Origin of the sequence: Phenylobacterium sp., from assembly GCF_037968635.1 — a bacterium.
Taxonomy (GTDB): domain Bacteria; phylum Pseudomonadota; class Alphaproteobacteria; order Caulobacterales; family Caulobacteraceae; genus Phenylobacterium.
The window spans coordinates 52561-69526 of the sequence record NZ_JBBKVV010000182.1 but is presented as its reverse complement, the minus strand read 5'-3'; the positions used below and the strand labels follow the sequence as shown (position 1 = coordinate 69526).

At 67.0% G+C, this 16966-nt stretch carries 12 protein-coding genes and 1 pseudogene; 7 read left to right on the top strand and 6 right to left on the bottom strand.

The window, feature by feature from the left end; genetic code table 11:
* Positions 1 to 389, bottom strand: a pseudogene (locus tag AAC997_RS19770) (hypothetical protein); the annotation flags it as partial.
* Positions 390 to 632: 243 nt separating this feature from the next.
* Entirely contained in the window at positions 633 to 1364 is a 732-nt protein-coding gene (locus AAC997_RS19765; protein WP_340647415.1) for an HAD family hydrolase, read from the bottom strand.
* A 198-nt stretch (positions 1365 to 1562) separates the two neighbouring features.
* On the opposite strand from AAC997_RS19765, the gene AAC997_RS19760 reads away from it, so the two are divergent.
* The 4 genes from AAC997_RS19760 to pgsA all read left to right on the top strand — a co-directional run bounded on the left by AAC997_RS19760 (position 1563) and on the right by pgsA (position 7023).
* Positions 1563 to 3353 carry a long-chain-acyl-CoA synthetase gene (locus AAC997_RS19760; protein ID WP_340647414.1) on the top strand — a complete coding sequence of 597 codons (1791 nt, stop codon included), beginning with the start codon at positions 1563 to 1565 and terminating at the stop codon, positions 3351 to 3353.
* Positions 3354 to 3572: 219 nt separating this feature from the next.
* Positions 3573 to 4445: an NAD-dependent epimerase/dehydratase family protein gene (locus AAC997_RS19755; protein ID WP_340647413.1), complete on the top strand. Its 873-nt coding sequence runs from the start codon at positions 3573 to 3575 to the stop codon at positions 4443 to 4445.
* A 53-nt stretch (positions 4446 to 4498) separates the two neighbouring features.
* Positions 4499 to 6367, top strand: a complete 1869-nt coding sequence (gene uvrC, locus AAC997_RS19750) for an excinuclease ABC subunit UvrC (protein ID WP_340647412.1) — start codon at positions 4499 to 4501, stop codon at positions 6365 to 6367.
* A gap of 35 nt (positions 6368 to 6402) precedes the next feature.
* Positions 6403 to 7023, top strand: a complete 621-nt coding sequence (gene pgsA / locus AAC997_RS19745) for a CDP-diacylglycerol--glycerol-3-phosphate 3-phosphatidyltransferase (RefSeq protein ID WP_340647419.1) — start codon at positions 6403 to 6405, stop codon at positions 7021 to 7023.
* Between the two features lie 110 nt (positions 7024 to 7133).
* Here pgsA and AAC997_RS19740 read toward each other — a convergent pair whose 3' ends face one another.
* Positions 7134 to 8024, bottom strand: coding sequence for a pirin family protein (locus AAC997_RS19740; protein WP_340647411.1), 891 nt, complete (start codon positions 8022 to 8024; stop codon positions 7134 to 7136).
* Positions 8025 to 8034: 10 nt separating this feature from the next.
* Complete coding sequence (locus AAC997_RS19735; protein WP_215341736.1) at positions 8035 to 8532, bottom strand: Lrp/AsnC family transcriptional regulator; 498 nt, start codon at positions 8530 to 8532, stop codon at positions 8035 to 8037.
* 141 nt (positions 8533 to 8673) lie between these two features.
* On the opposite strand from AAC997_RS19735, the gene AAC997_RS19730 reads away from it, so the two are divergent.
* Positions 8674 to 12084 carry an indolepyruvate ferredoxin oxidoreductase family protein gene (locus AAC997_RS19730; protein ID WP_340647410.1) on the top strand — a complete coding sequence of 1137 codons (3411 nt, stop codon included), beginning with the start codon at positions 8674 to 8676 and terminating at the stop codon, positions 12082 to 12084.
* Between the two features lie 36 nt (positions 12085 to 12120).
* Here the strand turns inward: AAC997_RS19730 and AAC997_RS19725 are convergent, their stop codons facing one another.
* Complete coding sequence (locus AAC997_RS19725) at positions 12121 to 13392, bottom strand: tetratricopeptide repeat protein (protein WP_340647409.1); 1272 nt, start codon at positions 13390 to 13392, stop codon at positions 12121 to 12123.
* A 134-nt stretch (positions 13393 to 13526) separates the two neighbouring features.
* Between AAC997_RS19725 and AAC997_RS19720 the strand changes: the two genes are divergently transcribed.
* Entirely contained in the window at positions 13527 to 14639 is a 1113-nt protein-coding gene (locus tag AAC997_RS19720) for an NAD(P)/FAD-dependent oxidoreductase (RefSeq protein WP_340647408.1), read from the top strand.
* Positions 14640 to 14670: 31 nt separating this feature from the next.
* Positions 14671 to 15675 carry an LLM class flavin-dependent oxidoreductase gene (locus AAC997_RS19715; protein ID WP_340647407.1) on the top strand — a complete coding sequence of 335 codons (1005 nt, stop codon included), beginning with the start codon at positions 14671 to 14673 and terminating at the stop codon, positions 15673 to 15675.
* 44 nt (positions 15676 to 15719) lie between these two features.
* Here the strand turns inward: AAC997_RS19715 and AAC997_RS19710 are convergent, their stop codons facing one another.
* The gene (locus tag AAC997_RS19710; RefSeq protein ID WP_340647406.1) at positions 15720 to 16943 is read right to left on the bottom strand and encodes a PQQ-dependent sugar dehydrogenase; all 1224 of its coding nucleotides are present in this window, start codon (positions 16941 to 16943) and stop codon (positions 15720 to 15722) included.
* Positions 16944 to 16966: the final 23 nt, after the last annotated feature.

Below are 16966 nucleotides of genomic sequence, written 5' to 3'. Positions count from 1 at the left end.
GTGGCCCGCGGCGTCTCAATCCGGGCCGGCGTCGTGACGGCGGGCGCTTCCGGAGCCATCGTGACCGGGGCGTTCAGCGCCGCCGTCTCAGTGGGAACCGGCGCCAGCATCGGAGCCGGAGCCACGGTGTTGGCGGCGCTCGGAGGCGGAGCCGCTTCGTCCTTCGGGGCGCCCAGGAACATCACACCGGCGCCAAGCGCCAGCGCAACGGCGGGAACCGCGGCGAAGACCAGAGGGTTGATCCCACCCTTGGCCTTGCGGCTCTTGGGTTGGGCGTAGATCGGAGTCTCCGTGAAGACCGGAGACTGGTCGCCAAGTTGAGCATCGCTGCGCTCGAAGTCGGCGGCGGTGAAAGTCGGCTTGGCGAAGGGGCTATATTCAGCAGTCATTTTCAGACCTCCCAGTGTTGTTCGAGAGGTTAAACGAGAGGGGTGCTCACACGTTCCGTGATACCAAAGAGCAGATGTGATTTCGTTCTGTTGAAACCGGCGCAAATCCTTACGGAATACGGATTTTCGGCGATGAGAATTTTCGACGGACACTGAAAAATGGCTGGAATGCCCGCCCCCATGCTTGACATTTCAGGTCGAAATCTCGCCCATTCGCACCACAAACGCGCCGTATTTGGCGGTTCAGCCCAAATTATCCGTCAACTCGCCGATGGACAGGATGATGCGGTCGGGTTTGATCGCGCTGTCCTTGGGCAGGCCGACGGCGAGATGGTCGTGCCAGATGGCGTAGATGCCCAGGCGTTGCGGAGCCGCGACCTCCCATTCCAGATTGTCGCCCACCATCCAGGTCTCTTCCGCGGTGACGCCCAAGGCGGCCATGGCGTGGAGATAGGCCTGTTCCTCCGGCTTGCCGAAGCCAGCCTCGCCCTCGATCTGAATGTGGTCGAAGCGGCCAGCCAGGTCGAATTTCTCGATCTTGGCCCTCTGCACCGCGCCGGCGCCGTTGGTGACCAGGGCGAGCTTCACGCCGCGCCGCTTCAATTCGTCCACCGCTTCCAGGGCGCCGGGGAAAAAGCGCGCCTGTTCCTCCCGATAGGCGTGGAATCGCTCGGCGAAGGTCTTGGCGGCCGCAGGCGTAAGTCCCGAGGCGCGGGGCCGCAGGGCCTGGAAGACGCCGCTGACGATCATCAGGCGCGCCGCGCCCAGCTTGAAGCGCCAGATCTTGTGGACTTCGGGATCTGACCAGAACTCGCGGAAGCCCGCCTCAAGGTGGTCGGCCACCTCCTGCGGCGTAAGGGGCGACAGGGCGGCGGCGAATTCCTCGGCCACCTCCGCCAGGATCAGCGGGCGCTTGCCGAAGGAGAGCAGGGTCTCGTCGAGGTCGAAGAGGATGGCGCGGGGAAGGGCGGTCATGCGCCAAGCCTATCAGCGCCAGGCGTGAGTCGGTTGTGTTACCATATTGAGTATGCCGCCCAGAGGCTTGACCCAGGACTGAGTCCTTTCGGCCACGGTGAGGCCCACCTGACGCGGGTGTGACAACCGGCGCCCAAAGCCCCGCTTGACCCGTGGCGCGCCGCCCCGCCAAGGTGTCGCGGACGTCGGAGGGTACGCATGAGTTTTAAGGCCCGGCTCGAACGTGAGTGGCGGTTCGTACGCGGGCTGAACCGCACCCTGAAGCGGGTGAAGACGATTGCGCCCACGTCGCCCAACCTGATCTGCGACGATCTGCAGGCGGCCGTCGACCAATGGCGGGAAAAGCCTGCCCTGACCTTCGAGGGCAAGACCATCAGCTATGGCGAGATGGACGCCATCGCCAATCGCTACGCCCATTGGGCCAAGACCAACAACCTGCGGCGTGGCCAGACGGTGGCGCTGTTCATGCCGAACCGCCTGGAATATTTCCCTATCTGGTACGGCCTGACCAAGGTCGGCGTGATCAGCGCCCTGATCAACAACCAGCTCTCCGGCGTGGCGCTCGCCCACTGCCTGAACATCTCGGGCGCCGGCCACGTCATCGTCGACTCCGAGACCTCGGACCCCTTCGAGCAGGCCAAGGGCTTGCTCGACAAACCCATGCAACAATGGGTGCTGGGCCACGCGGTGGGCGACCAGCGCGACCTGTCCCAGGCCCTGAAGAGCTGCAGTTCGCTGCCGCCCGACCGATCGGTGCGCGAGGGGATGACGGCGAGCGACACCGCCCTCTTCATCTACACCTCCGGCACCACGGGGATGCCCAAGGCGGCGCGGATCACCCATGTGCGCGCCCAGCTGTTCATGCGCGGCTTCGCGGGCTCGACCGGCGCGACGGAGAAGGACCGAATCTACAATCCCCTGCCGCTCTATCACTCCACCGGTGGGCTGTGCGGCCTGGGCGCGGCCCTGCTGAACGGCGGCTCGGTGGTGCTGAAGAAGAAGTTCTCCGCCACCCACTTCTGGTCGGATGTCGTGGCGGAGGAGGCCACGATGTTCGTCTATATCGGTGAGCTCTGTCGCTATCTGGTGAACCAGCCGCCCGGCGAGGACGATACCCGGCACAAGCTTCGCCTGGCCTTCGGCAACGGTCTGCGGCCAGACGTCTGGGGGGAGATGAAGGCGCGGTTCAGGATTCCCGAGATCCTGGAATTCTACGGCTCCACCGAAGGCAATGTGTCGATGTTCAACTTCGATGGCCGAACCGGCGCCATCGGACGCGCGCCGAAGTGGCTGCGCAACAAGTTCAACATCCGCCTGGTCCAGTACGACGTTGAGGTCGAGGCGCCGATCCGCGGGACCGACGGCTTCTGCATCGAATGCGGGGCGGGCCAGGTGGGGGAGTGCATCGGCAAGATCGGCATGGGCGACGCCCGCAGCGAGTACATTGGCTATGTCGACAAGGCCGCCTCGGACCGCAAGATCCTGCGCGACGTCTTCGAGAAGGGGGACGCCTGGTTCCGCACCGGCGACCTGATGAAGACCGACGGCGACGGATATTTCTATTTCGTCGATCGTATCGGCGACACCTTCCGCTGGAAGGGGGAGAACGTCTCTACCGGAGAAGTGGCCGAACGGCTGCAGGTCATTCCAGGGGTCATCGAGGCCAATGTCTATGGGGTGGAGGTGCCCGGCGCCGACGGTCGCGCGGGCATGGCGGGCCTGGTGGTGGACGGAGAGTTCGACATCAAGACCTTCGGCGCCCAGGTGGCGGCGGATCTGCCCCCCTACGCCCAGCCGGTGTTTGTCCGCATCCTGCCGGCCATCGAGACCACGGGCACCTTCAAGTACCGCAAGCTGGACCTGGTGGCCGACGGCTTTGACCCGGGCAAGGTGAAGGGGACGATGTTCTACAAGGATAGCGCCAAGGGTTATGTGAAGCTGACAAAGGCGGGCTTCGCCAAGCTGGAGGCCGGCGGCGTGAAGCTTTGACCTAGATCCTCTCCTGGCGCGCAGCGATATGGTGGCGGTGGACCCAGGTGTAGACTCGGGACAGAGGGGATAGACCTCGCCCACCCTCAATCAATAAGAGTTCAAGTCCCCCTCAGTCAGCTTCGCTGACAGCTCCCCAAGTCGGGGAGCCTCTGATAGCGCCAAGCAAGGCCCCCACGGCTAAGACGGCTTTAAACCCTCCGGGACCATTCTCTCTCCATGGCCAAGCTCATTCTTGTCACCGGCGGCGCCGGGTTCATCGGTTCGTCGCTCTGCGCGCGCCTCGTGGCCGAAGGCCACAGGGTCATCTCCCTGGACAATTATTTCGCCGGGACCAAGGACGCCCACGTTCCCGGCGTCGACTATCGCGATGGCCATACCAAGGACGTCGCGACCCTGGTTCCCGAGGCCCCGGACCTGATCTTTCACCTGGGGGAATATTCCCGCGTCGAGAAGAGCCTGCTGGAGCCGGCGACAGTCTGGGACCTGAACAAGGCCGGGACCTTCGGGGTGCTGGAATTCTGGCGGGCCAAGGGCTGCAAGCTGCTCTACGCCGGGTCGTCCACGAAATTCGGCGACGGCGGGCTGGGCCGTGACCAGAGCCCCTATGCCTGGACCAAGGCCACCAATACCGAGCTGGTCCGCAACTACGGCGACTGGTACGGCCTGCAGTACGCCATCACCTACTTCTACAATGTCTATGGTCCGGGCGAGCGGGCCGGGGCCTACGGCACCCTGATCGAGATCTTCCGCCAGCGCCGTCTGGCCGGCGAGCCGCTGCGGGTCAATGCGCCCGGCACCCAGAAGCGCAACTTCACCCATATCGACGACATCGTCGAAGGCCTGGTTCTGGTGGGCGAGAGCGGGATCGGCGACGACTTCGGCCTGGGGGACAGCCGCGCCTATTCGATCCTTGAGGTGGCGGAGATGTTCGGAGGCGAGATCGTCATGGGCCCCGAGGTGGCGGGCAACCGGATGAGCGCCGATATCGACACCAGCAAGACCCGCCTGTTGGGCTGGACCCCGTCCCGGGCCCTGATCGAGTACATCGGCAAGACGCCCGGCGCGAACACCAAGCCGCGCCGCGACTGAGGAAAGGTCGCGCCGCCCCTGCGCAAACCGGCGGACTCGCCTATATCTGCGGCATGCCGACGGATACGACCTTGGCGCCCCTGAAGGGCGCGGCCCTGATCAAGGATGAGGTGAAACGCCTGCCGGACTCGCCGGGCGTCTACCGCATGATGGGCGAGGACGGCGAGGTTCTCTATGTGGGCAAGGCGCGTTCGCTGAAGAAGCGGGTGCTGCAGTACGCCCAGGGCCGGTTCCATACCCAGCGCATCGCCCTGATGGTGGACCTGACCCGGTCCATGGAGTTCGTCACGGTCCGAACCGAGACCGACGCGCTGTTCCTTGAGATCAACCTGATCAAGCAGCTGAAGCCGCGCTTCAACGTGCTGCTGCGGGACGACAAGAGCTTTCCCGAGATCGTCATCCGTCGGGAACATCCGGCCGCCCAGCTGCGCAAGCATCGCGGGGCCCATACCATCAAGGGCGACTATTTCGGCCCCTTCGCCAGCGCCTGGGCGGTGAACCGCACGCTGAACACCCTGCAGAAGGCCTTCCTGCTGCGGTCGTGCTCCGACAGCGTCTATGAGAGCCGCACCCGGCCCTGCATGCTGCACCAGATCAAGCGGTGCGCCGCGCCCTGCACCGGGCTGGTGAGCCTGGAGGACTATTCGGCCCTGGTGGATCAGGCCGAGGACTTCCTGCGCGGCAAGAGCCGGGCGGTGATCAGCAAGATGTCGGGCGAGATGCAGGCCGCCTCCGACGACATGGAGTTCGAGCGCGCCGGACGCCTGCGCGACCGCATCCGGGCCCTGGCCTCCGTCGCCCAGGAGCAGCAGATCAATCCCGAGAGCCTGGAGGAGGCCGACGTCTTCGCCCTGTTCGCCGAGGGCGGTCAGGCCTGCGTTCAGGTGTTCTTCTTCCGGGCGGGCCAGAACTGGGGCAACCGCGCCTACTTCCCCCGCGTCGACAAGTCCGACGAAGACCTCGACGTGATGAGCGCCTTCCTCGGCCAGTTCTATGACGACAAGCCGATCCCGCGCCTGATCCTGACCAATGTGGAGCCCGCCGAGCGGGAGCTGCTGTGCGAGGCCTTCGCCCTGAAGGCCGGCCGCAAGGTGGAGATCAGCCGGCCGCAGAAGGGCGAGAAGAAGGGTCTGGTGGACCACGCCCTGACCAACGCCCGCGAGGCCCTGGGCCGCAAGATGAGCGAGAGCTCCGCCCAGGGAAAACTGCTGGCCGGGGTGGCCGAGGCCTTCGGGCTGGAGGGGCCGCCCGAACGGATCGAGGTCTATGACAACAGCCACATCATGGGGACCAATGCGGTCGGCGGCATGATCGTGGCCGGCCCCGACGGCTTCCAGAAGAACCAGTACCGCAAGTTCAACATCAAGGGCACGGACCTGACCCCCGGCGACGACTTCGGGATGATGAAGGAGGTGCTGCGCCGCCGCTTCGGCCGGATGGTCAAGGAAGAGGAGAGCGGTGAGGCCTCCAGCCCCAGGCCCGACCTGGTGCTGATCGACGGCGGGGCGGGCCAGATCTCGGCGGTGATGGAGGTGATGGCCGACCTCGGGGTGGACGACATCCCGGTGGTGGGGGTCGCCAAAGGCCCCGATCGCGACGCGGGGCTGGAGCGGTTCCACGTGGCCGGCAAGCCGCAGTTCATGCTCGAGCCCAAGTCGCCGGTTCTCTATTATCTTCAGCGCCTGCGCGACGAGGCCCACCGCTTCGCCATCGGCACCCACCGCATCAAGCGGTCCGTCGACATGAAGAAGAACCCCCTCGACGAGATCGAGGGGGTGGGGCCCGGCCGCAAGCGCGCCCTGCTGCACGCCTTTGGCTCGGCGCGTGGGGTCTCCAGGGCCTCGGTGGACGACATCATGAAGGTCGACGGGGTCAGCGAACCCCTGGCGCAACGCATCTTCGACTTCTTCCGCAAGGCCTAGCGACGGAAGCGGCGCTTAGGCGTTAGACTGCGATGATGAAGTCCCTGCCCAACATCCTGTCCACCGGCCGCCTGATCCTGACGGTCTTCATGTTCGTGGCCCTGGCCGCGGCGGCGGGCGGCGTGCCCTATGTCAGCGAGAACCTGACGCCGGAGGCCCAGTTCGCCCTGCAGCGGTTCGCGTTCTGGGCCTTCGTGATCGCCGCGGTCACCGACTATTTCGACGGCTGGCTGGCGCGCAAGCTGGACGCCGTGACGGTCTGGGGCGCGATTCTCGACCCCATCGGCGACAAGGTGCTGGTGGCCGGCGCGATCCTGGGCCTGATGGCCCTCGGACCCCAGCCGATGGTGGTGTTGCCGGTGGGTCTGATCCTGTTCCGCGAATTCACGGTCAGCGCCCTGCGCGAGGTCGGCGCGGGCAAGGGCGTCAAGCTGCCGGTGACCCTGCTGGCCAAGTGGAAGACCACCCTGCAACTGGTGGGCCTGGGGGCCGAACTGCTGGTGGCTTCGTGGGCGGCGTTCCAGCTGCCCTCTGACCCGGCCATCCAGGGCCCGGTGATGGTCTTCGCGCACACGGTGCTGTGGCTGGCGGCCCTGGTGACCCTGATCACCGGCTGGCAATACTGGAACCAGACGCGCAAGGCGCTGGCGGCCTAGAGCCCTTTCCGATCTGACCGCTTCAGTCAGATCGGATCAAAAGGGCTCTAATTCAAAAAGTTAGAGCATTTTTCGATCCGATAGCCGTTTCACACCTATCGGAAAATGCTCTAGCTCATCGGGTTGGCGGACGGAGACGGCTCAGGCAGGGGGATGAATTCCTGGTCGTCGGCGTCGGGCAGCTTCATGCGGCCGGCGCGCCAGTCGGCCTTGGCCTGCTCGATGCGCGCCTTGGATGATGAGACGAAGTTCCACTCGATGAAGCGTTGGCCCACGGGCTCGCCGCCCAGCAGCATGACGATGGCGGGCGTGACGGCGGTGAACAGCACCGGTTCGCCCGGCTTGAAGACGATCATCTGGCCTTCGCGATAGGTGTGCCCCAGCACCTCGACCTCGCCCCGGGCCACATAGGCCGCGCGCTCGGGATACTCGGCTGGCAGTTGCGCCTTGGCGCCGGCCTGCAGGGCCCAGTGGACATAGAACATCGGCGAGTGGGTCTTCACCTTGGCTTCAGCGCCAAAGGCCTTGCCGACGACCAGGCGGGCCCACATGCCGTTCTCTTCGTAGGTCGGCAGGTCGGCGACGTCGTGGTGGTAGAAGGCCGGGTCGATCTCCTCCTGGCCGTCGGGCAGGGCGACCCAGGTCTGGATGCCGTCCATGCGGCCGCCGTGGGCGCGTAGCTCCTCGAAGCGCTCGGAGTGGGTGATGCCGCGCCCGGCGGTCATCCAGTTCACCTCGCCCGGGTTCACCACCTGGGTGGCGCCTACCGAGTCGCGGTGGGTCATCTGGCCTTCGAACAGGTAGCTGACGGTCGACAGGCCGATGTGTGGGTGGGGGCGGACGTCGACGTTGCGCGGGAAGCCGGCGGTGAAATCGGCCGGGCCCATGTGGTCGAAGAAGATGAAGGGGCCGACCATCCGGTGGGCATGGAACGGCAGGACGCGCCCGACTTCGAACCCGCCAAGGTCCTTGCGGCGTTGTTCAATCACCAGGTCGATCATGGGAAGGCTCTTAGCTGTGGGCGCTCACATACGGACTTACCAAGCCCAGAGGCGCGGCGGTGGTATTCTTCACCGACCTTATGACGATCCGGCTCTCGATGTTCGAGACCAGGCCCAGAGACAGGATCTTGTCGCGCAGGAAGTCGTCGAAGGCGTGCATGTCGCGGGTGACGACGCGCAGTTCGTAGTCGGCAGAGCCGGTGACGGTGGCGCACTGCACGACCTCGGCCAGCTTGGTGATGGCCGTCTCGAAGTCGTTGAGGTTGTCCTTGGTGGGCAGGCTGAGCTTGACGGTGCAGTAGACCTCAAAGCCCAGGCCCAGCAGCTCGCGGTCCAGAATGGTCACGCGGCGCTGGATGATTCCGGAATCTTCCAGCCGCTTTATGCGGCGCCAGCAGGGGCTGGAGGACAATCCGACCCGCTCTGCGATCTCGGCGACGGACAGTCCGGCGTCATGTTGGATAAGATCCAGAATCTTAGCATCGACGGCGTCGAGGGCCTCAGACAAGTTTTCCTCCCACACTTGGCGCTATTGTGCGTCATTCGTGCCCCGGAACCGCTGTCAGGGGGCACGCCTTTGGCAAGCAATTGCGGCGCACTTATATGATCTTCTAACCTCGTTAGGGAACCCAAAAGGAAAGAAATTGCGATGCGGCACCAGGATGTGACGCTCGACGACAAATTTCTGCTCAGCCAGGGCCGGGTTTTCATCACCGGCGTGCAGGCCTTGTTGCGAGTTCTGATGGATCAGCGCCGCCTGGATCAGGCGGCCGGTCTGAACACGGCGGGGTTCCTGTCGGGCTATCGCGGCTCGCCGCTGGGCGGACTCGACCAGCAGGCGACCCGGGCGAAGAAGCACCTGGAAGCCTGTGAAGTGGTCTTCAAGGAAGGCCTGAACGAGGACCTCGCGGCCACCGCCGTCTGGGGCAGCCAGCAGGCCAACCTGTTCCCCGGCGCCAAGTTCGATGGCGTCTACGGCATGTGGTACGGCAAGGCGCCTGGCGTCGACCGCACCGGCGACGCCTTCAAGCACGCCAATTTCGCCGGGACCTTCCCCAAGGGTGGCGTCCTGGCCGTGGCCGGGGACGACCACACCTGCAAGTCTTCCACCCTACCGTCGCAGTCGGAGTTCGCCTTCCAGGACTTCGAGATGCCGGTGCTGTCGCCGGCCGATGTGCAGGAGGTGCTGGACTACGGCCTGCTGGGCTACGCCATGTCGCGCTATTCCGGCCTGTGGGTCGGGCTGATCGCGCTGGCCGACACCATGGACAGCGGTGTCACCATCGACGTGGATCTTTCGCGCCACAAGTTCGTCCTGCCGACCAACTTCGCCATGCCGACCGGCGGCCTGGGCATCCGGCTGAAGGACCAACCTCTGGACAAGGAGCGCCGCCTCCGCACCCAGAAGATTCCCGCCGCGCTCGCCTTCGCCCGCGCCAACAAGATCGACCGGGTGGTGCTGCCGGCCGCCCGGCCGCGCCTGGGCATCGTCTGTCAGGGCCAGGCCTATAAGGACGTGATCGAGGCCTTCGCGGCCATGCGCATCTCCTTCGAGGAGGCCGCCAGCCTGGGGGTCTCGATCTACAAGGTCGGCATGCCCTGGCCGCTGGAGCCCCAGGGCCTGAAGGCTTTCGCCGCCGGGCTCGAGACCCTGATGGTCATCGAACACAAGCGCCCGCTGATCGAGACCCAGGCCCGCGCCGCCCTCTATGACCTGCCGGCCCACGCCCGGCCGAAGATCATCGGTAAGACCGACGAGGTGGGTCACCCGCTGCTGTCTCAGCTGGGCTCGCTGTCGGTGGCCGAGGTGGCGCTGGCCATCGCCGACCGCCTGCCGCCCGGCCCGCACATGGACCGGGTGCACGACTATCTGAGCCGCGTCTCAGCCGCCTCGATGGCGGCCGTGACCCTGGCGGCGGAACAGCAGCGCAAGCCGTTCTTCTGCTCGGGCTGCCCGCACAACACCTCGACGCGGCTGCCCGACGGATCGCGCGCGCTCGCCGGGATCGGCTGCCACTACATGGCCAGCTTCTCCGATCCCCAGACCGACCTGAACAGCCACATGGGCGGCGAGGGCCTGACCTGGGTGGGTTCGGCGCCGTTCACCACCGAGGACCACGTCTTCGCCAACCTGGGCGACGGGACCTACAACCACTCCGGCTCGCTGGCGGTCCGCGCGTCGATCGCCGCCAACTCGCACATCACCTACAAGCTGCTGTTCAACGACGCCGTCGCCATGACCGGGGGCCAGCAGGCCGAGAGCGGGTTCACGCCGGCCCAGATCACCCGGCAACTGGCGTCGGAAGGCATCGCCAAGACGGTGATCGTCGCCGACGATCCCAGCCGCTACGCCCACATCACCGACCTGGCGCCGGGCGTCGAGGTCAAGCCGCGCTCGGAACTGATCGCCGTGCAGAAGATGCTGCGCGACACACCTGGCACCACCGTCCTGCTCTATGATCAGGTCTGCGCCACCGAGAAGCGCCGCCGCCGGAAGCGCGGCGCGATGGAGACCGCCACCAAGCGGGTGTTCATCAACCCTCTGGTCTGTGAAGGCTGCGGCGACTGCTCCAAGGTCTCCAACTGCGTCTCCGTCGAGCCGCTGAACACCGAGTTCGGCCGCAAGCGGAAGATCAACCAGTCCAGCTGCAACACCGACTATTCCTGCCTCGACGGCTTCTGCCCCTCCTTCGTCACCATCGAGGGGGGCGAGAACGCCCAGGCCAAGGCTCTGCCGGCGCTCACCGCCGACTCCACGCCCCTGCCCAGCTTCGAGCCGCTGGAGGGGGTGAAGAATATCGTCTTCACCGGTATCGGCGGCACCGGCGTCACCACCGTCGCCTCGATCCTGGCCATGGCGGCCCATGTGGATGGCCGCGCCGCCTCGGTGGTGGACATGACGGGCCTGGCCCAGAAGGGCGGGGCGGTCTTCTCCCACGTCCGCATCGGCGAGCTGGAGGAGACCGTGGTCGGCGGCCGGGTTCCCGCCGCCTCGGCCAATGTGCTGATCGCCTGCGACATCCTCTCGGCGGCCGGGCCGGACGCGCTCTCGCTCTACGCCAAGGACCGCACCGTGGCCTGCGGCAACGAGGACTTCGCGCCCACGGCCGACTTCGTCACCGACCGTGACGTTCGCTTCGATGCGGGCAACATGGCCAAGCGCATCGCGGCGGCCACCAAATCCTATGACGAATGCCCGGCGCACCACCTGGCCGAGACCCACTTCGGCGACGCCATCTACGCCAACATGATCATGGTGGGCTTCGCCTGGCAGAAGGGGCTGATCCCGATCTCCAGCCGGGCGGTCTACCGCGCCATCCGTCTGAACGGGGTCCAGGCAGACGCCAATCTCCAGGCCTTCGAACTGGGCCGCCGTGTGGCTCACGATCCCGCCGAGCGCGGCAAGGCCGAGGCCGACGTGCCGACGCCTGAGACCATGCCGCTGGCCGAACTGATCGCCCATCGCGGCCGGGAACTGGCCGCCTATCAGAACGCCGCCTATGCGAAGCGCTATCTCGACCGGGTTGATGAGGTGGCCAAGGCCGAGGCGATTTTCGGCTCGGAGGTCCTGACCCGCTCGGTGGCGGTGAACCTCTACAAGCTGATGGCCTACAAGGACGAGTACGAGGTGGCCCGGCTCTATTCCGACGGCCGCTTCGAGGCCGAGAAGGCCGGCACCTTCAAGGGCGGCAAGGCCAAGGTCTGGCTCGCCCCGCCGATCATCGCACCGAAAGACGCCAATGGCCGTCCGAAGAAGATCGCCTTCGGCGGCTGGATGCTGGAGGTCGGCTTCCCGGTGCTGGCCAAACTCAAGGGTCTGCGCGGCACGGGCCTGGATCTGTTCGGCTACAGCGAGGAGCGCAAGATGGAGCGCGGTCTGATCGCCGCCTACGAGGCGGGGCTCGACAAAATCCTGGCCGGCGTCAGCGCCGAGAAGATGCCGCTGGCCGTCCAGATCGCCCAGATGCCGCAGCAGATCCGCGGCTACGGCCACATCAAGGACGCCTCGGTGACTGCGGCCAAGGCGCAGGAGACGGCGCTCTGGGGGCAGTGGGGGTAGAACGAGCTTCCTTCTCCCCTTACGGGAGAAGGATTTCTATGGCCTTGCCGCCGCGCGCTCCACGAGCAGGGCCCGCTCCAGGCTGGTCTCGCCCGAGGCCCGGGCCGCGGCGATCAGGGTCAGGTCGATGACGTCGCGCTGGGCGTGGCTGCCGCCGAAGCGGTGAGCGCGGTTGCGGACGGTGCGCAGGTCGTCGGTGGCCTGGGTGAAGCGCCCCTGGCCGAACGCCTGTAGCGCCCGGGCGACCGGCAGGGCGACCTGGGCGGTCATCATGGCGTTGTCGCCCTGGCCCGTGGCGGTGGCTTCCAGGGCGGCCATCAGGTCACGCGCCTCGGCTTCCCGGCCCGCACCCACAAAGGCCATCATGGCGTGGACGTCGTCGAAGGCGGCGAGGCCGTAGCCGCCCTTGCGCTCATAGGCGTCGGCGAGCTTTGCGAACCGGTCTTCGGTGGCCGCCCCCTCCAGCTTCAGCCGCCAGAGCAGGGCCGCGGCGTCCAGCAGGTCGAAGGCCATGTCCGAGCCGTCGCCGGCGATGGGGCCGTCATAGAGGGCCAGCACCTCGTCGGTCTCGCCGAGCCCCAGGTGGAAGAGCGCCAGGTGCCACCAGTTGTGGACGCCGAACAGGCTGTCGTGTTGCCAGGCGGCGTTCTCGGTCCGCATCCAGGCGACCCCGTCGGCGCGGCGGTCCTGCATCTCGAAGACGTGGGCGACGGCGTGCTGGGCCCAGGCGTTGCGGGGTTGCAGGGCGATGGCCTCCCGGCCGGCGGCCTCGGCGCGGTCGTAGAAGCCGGTCTCTTCGAGCCCAAATGCGTGCATGCCAAGGATGGCGTGATAGTCGGGTGTCTGCGGCGACCAGGCGGGCAGGGCGCGGGCGATCCGGTCGCGCAGCATGCGGTTGTCGCCCAGCATGAAGTCCATCAACTGGCCGGCCTGCAGCGCCACGCCGTCCAGGGGCTGGGCGATGGAGACGTCCTCCAGGATGCGGCCGGCGGCGGTGAACTGGCCCGCCGCGATCCGCGCGGCGGCCGCGACATGGCCGCGCTCGCGGTCGGTGGCGGGCAGGTCGCGGGCGGCCTCCACCGCCGCGGCGCCCATGGCCATCACCTCCGGCGAAGTCCCCACCAGCAGCATGTCGGCCTTCAGCACATAAGCCATGACGAAGCCGGGGCTGTCGGCGGTGGCCCGCTCCAGCAGGGGCAGGGGGGAGCCATAGAGGCCGTGATAGAGGCTGACCGCCTGGCGGTAGTCGGCCGCGGCGGTGGGGCTGGCGCCGGTGAGGGACAGGCCGGCGGCGTCGGTTTCAGGCATCAGGTCCTCGGGGCGTCGAAGGCGTCAGCTTGGGTCGGAGCGCTCGACCATGCAAGCGACGTCCTGGCGTTCAATGATCATATAAATAGCTTGGACGGTTGGCCTGACGCGTCTCATCGGCTACCCACAAATCTATGGCGGATTTCGATTTTGATGCGGTGGTGGTAGGCGCGGGCGCGGTGGGCCTGGCCTGTGGATATCGGCTGACTCAGCGCGGCCTGGTGGTGGCTGTGCTGGAGGCCGGCCCGATCATCGGCGAGGGGGTCTCGGCGCGAAATTCCGAGGTGATCCACGGCGGGCTCTACTATCCCACCGGCTCGCTGAAGGCGAAGCTCTGCGTCCAGGGGCGGCGTGCGCTCTACGCCTTCTGCGACAGCCACAAGGTCGCCTACGACCGGTGCGGCAAGTTCGTGGTGGCGACGACCGTGGATGAGGTGGGCCGGTTGGACGCCATCCTGGAACAGGCCCAGGCCAACGACGTCGAAGGCATGGCCCACATGACCAAGGCGCAGGTCCTGGCCCTGGAGCCCGAGCTGAAGTGCGAGGGCGCGCTGGTCTCGCCGCAGAGCGGTGTCTTCGACAGCCACGGCTACATGCTGGCCCTGCAGGGCGAGATCGAGGCCGGAGGCGGCGCGGTGGTGACCTCCACCCCCTTCGAGGGCGCAAGCCCGATTTCCGGGGGCGGCTGGTCGGTACGGGCCGGCGGCGCGGAGCCGACGACACTCACCTGCCGCGTGCTGGTGACCGCGCCGGGCCTCTCGGCTCAGGCGGTCGCCGCCGAAATCGAGGGCTTCCCGAAGGACGCGATCCCCCCGGTACACTACGGGAAGGGCGTCTATTTCCGGCTTGTCGGCAAGGCACCCTTCGCCCGGCTGATCTATCCGCCGCCGATCCCCGGCGCGCTCGGCACCCACTACCGCCGCGACCTGGGCGGCCAGGCGGTGTTCGGCCCCGACCTGCATTTTGTCGATAGCCTGGACTACAGCGTCGATCCGGCCCGCGCGGCTGAGTTCTATACCTATATCCGCAAGTTCTGGCCCGGCCTGCCGGACGGCGCCCTGGCACCCGACTATGCCGGCATCCGGCCCAAGCTGCATGGCCCTGGCGAAACCCAGCCGGACTTCCGCATCGACGGGCCGGAAAAGCACGAGATGGCCGACCTGGTGACCCTGTTTGGCATCGAGAGTCCGGGCCTCACCAGCTCGCTGGCCATCGGCGAAGAGGTGGCCGGGCGCCTTGGCCTCTAACGCGGGCGGCAAGGCTTCCCATATGGGGACCATGACCCCGCTTTCAGTCCTCGACCTTTCGCCGATCCTGCAGGGCGGCGACGCCGGCCAGAGCCTGCGCAATACACTGGATCTCGCCCGCCACGCCGAGGCGCTCGGCTACAATCGCTACTGGCTGGCCGAGCACCACAACATGCGCGGGGTGGCCAGCGCGGCGACTTCGGTGGTCATCGCCCACGTCGCGGCCGGGACCAAGACCATCCGGGTGGGGGCCGGCGGCGTCATGCTGCCCAACCACGCGCCGCTGGTGATCGCCGAGCAGTTCGGGACGCTCGCGGCCCTGCATCCCGGCCGCATCGACCTGGGGGTCGGACGCGCGCCGGGCTCGGACCAGCTGACCGCGCGGGCCCTGCGCCGCACGCTGACCGGCGACGTCGACCAGTTCCCGCAGGATGTGATGGAGCTGTTGCACTATTTCGAGCCCGCCGCGCCCAACCAGGCGATCCGCGCGGTGCCCGGCGAAGGGACCCGCGTCCCGGTCTGGATCCTGGGGTCGAGCCTGTTCGGCGCGCAACTGGCCGCGGCGCTCGGCCTGCCCTTCGCCTTCGCCAGCCACTTCGCGCCGGCCCAGATGATGCAGGCGATCGGTCTCTACCGCGCCCAGTTCCGGCCGTCGGACTACAGCGACAAGCCCCACGTCATGCTGGGCCTGAACATCGTCGCCGCGCCGAGCGACGAGGAGGCGCGGTTCCTGTTCACCTCCCTGCAGCAGGCCTTCGTCAACCTGCGCACCGGCCAGCCCGGTCCCCTGCCGCCGCCCGTTGAGGGCTATGGCGAACGGCTCGATCCCCTGGCCCAGGCGGGCCTGGCCTCCGCCCTTTCCCAGGCGATCATGGGCTCGCCGGATACGGTGCGTGCGGGCCTGGCCGAGTTCGTGGCGCGGACCGGCGCCGACGAGCTGATGGTCACCTCACAGATCTTCGACCACACCGCCCGCCTGCGCTCCTTCCAGATCGCGGCGCAGGCGCGGGACGAACTGGCGCAGGTTGCGGCTTAGCCACTCCCGCTCATCGGGGCCTTCGCCGGGATGAGCAGATTGGATCACCCCTTCGGAACCAGCTTCAGAATTCGGCCTTCAGCGCTGTCGGTGGCGATGTAGAGGGCGCCGTCGGGGCCGACCACCACGTCGCGGATGCGTTCGTTGAGCTCGGTGGCGATCCGCTCTTCGCCCACCACCTTCTCACCGTCGAGAGTCAGGCGGGTCAACGACTTGGCCGCCAGGCCGCCGACGAACAGGCTGCCCTTCCACTTCGGGAACAGATCGGCGTCATAGAAGGCCAGGCCCGAGGTCGCGATCACCGGGTCCCAGTAATAGATGGGCTGCTCCATGCCCTCCTTGGCGGTGAGGCCGGCGCCAATGGGACCGCCCTGATACTCGATCCCATAGGTGATGGTGGGCCAACCGTAATCCTTGCCGGCGGCGGGAATGTTGAGTTCATCACCGCCGCGAGGGCCATGCTCGGTGGTCCACAGCTTGCCGGTGGTCGGGTGCAGGGTTGCGCCCTGGATATTGCGGTGGCCGAAGGACCAGATTTCCGGGCGGACGCCGGCCTTGCCGACGAAGGGGTTATCCTTCGGGATGGCGCCATCCGAATTGATCCGCACCAGCTTCCCGATGCCGCTGTCCATCTTCTGGGACTGGATGCGGCCCGGCAGGACGGAGCGGTCGCCCTGGGTCACGAACAGCTTGCCGTCCCGGGCGAAGACCAGTCGACCACCATAGTGCTGCACCGACTCCAGCGCGGGCGCCTGATGATAGATCACCTGCACAGCCTCCACCCTGGCCTTGCCGTCGGCAGCCACCACCAACTTGCCGCGTGCGACGGCGGTATTGGTCATCTTCTCGGCGGGGTTCTCCGCGAAGCTCCAGTAGATCAGGCCATTGCGGGCGAAGTCGGGGTCGATCGCGAGGCCCAGCAGGCCACCCTGGCCCTTGCCGTAGACAGCGGGCAGGCCCTCGACCGGCTCACTCAGCACGCCGTCGAGGCCGACGATGCGCAGCCGGCCGGGCTTTTCGGTCACCAGCAGCTTGCCGTCCGGAAGGAAGGCGAGGCCCCAAGGGTTGGACAGGCCCTCGGCGACGGTCGTGACCTCATACTCGACCCCAGCCTTCACCTCGGGGGCGCGGGTCTGGTTGGTGAAGGCGGGCGCCTGGTCCTTGCCGTTGGCAGCACGGGTTTCCACCGGCGCACCCGGGGCGGCCTGGGTCGGGCCACATGCGGAGACAAGAGCCGCCACGGTGGCGGTGAAGAGCAGACGGCGCATGAGATTCTCCCGAGGTTTTCCAG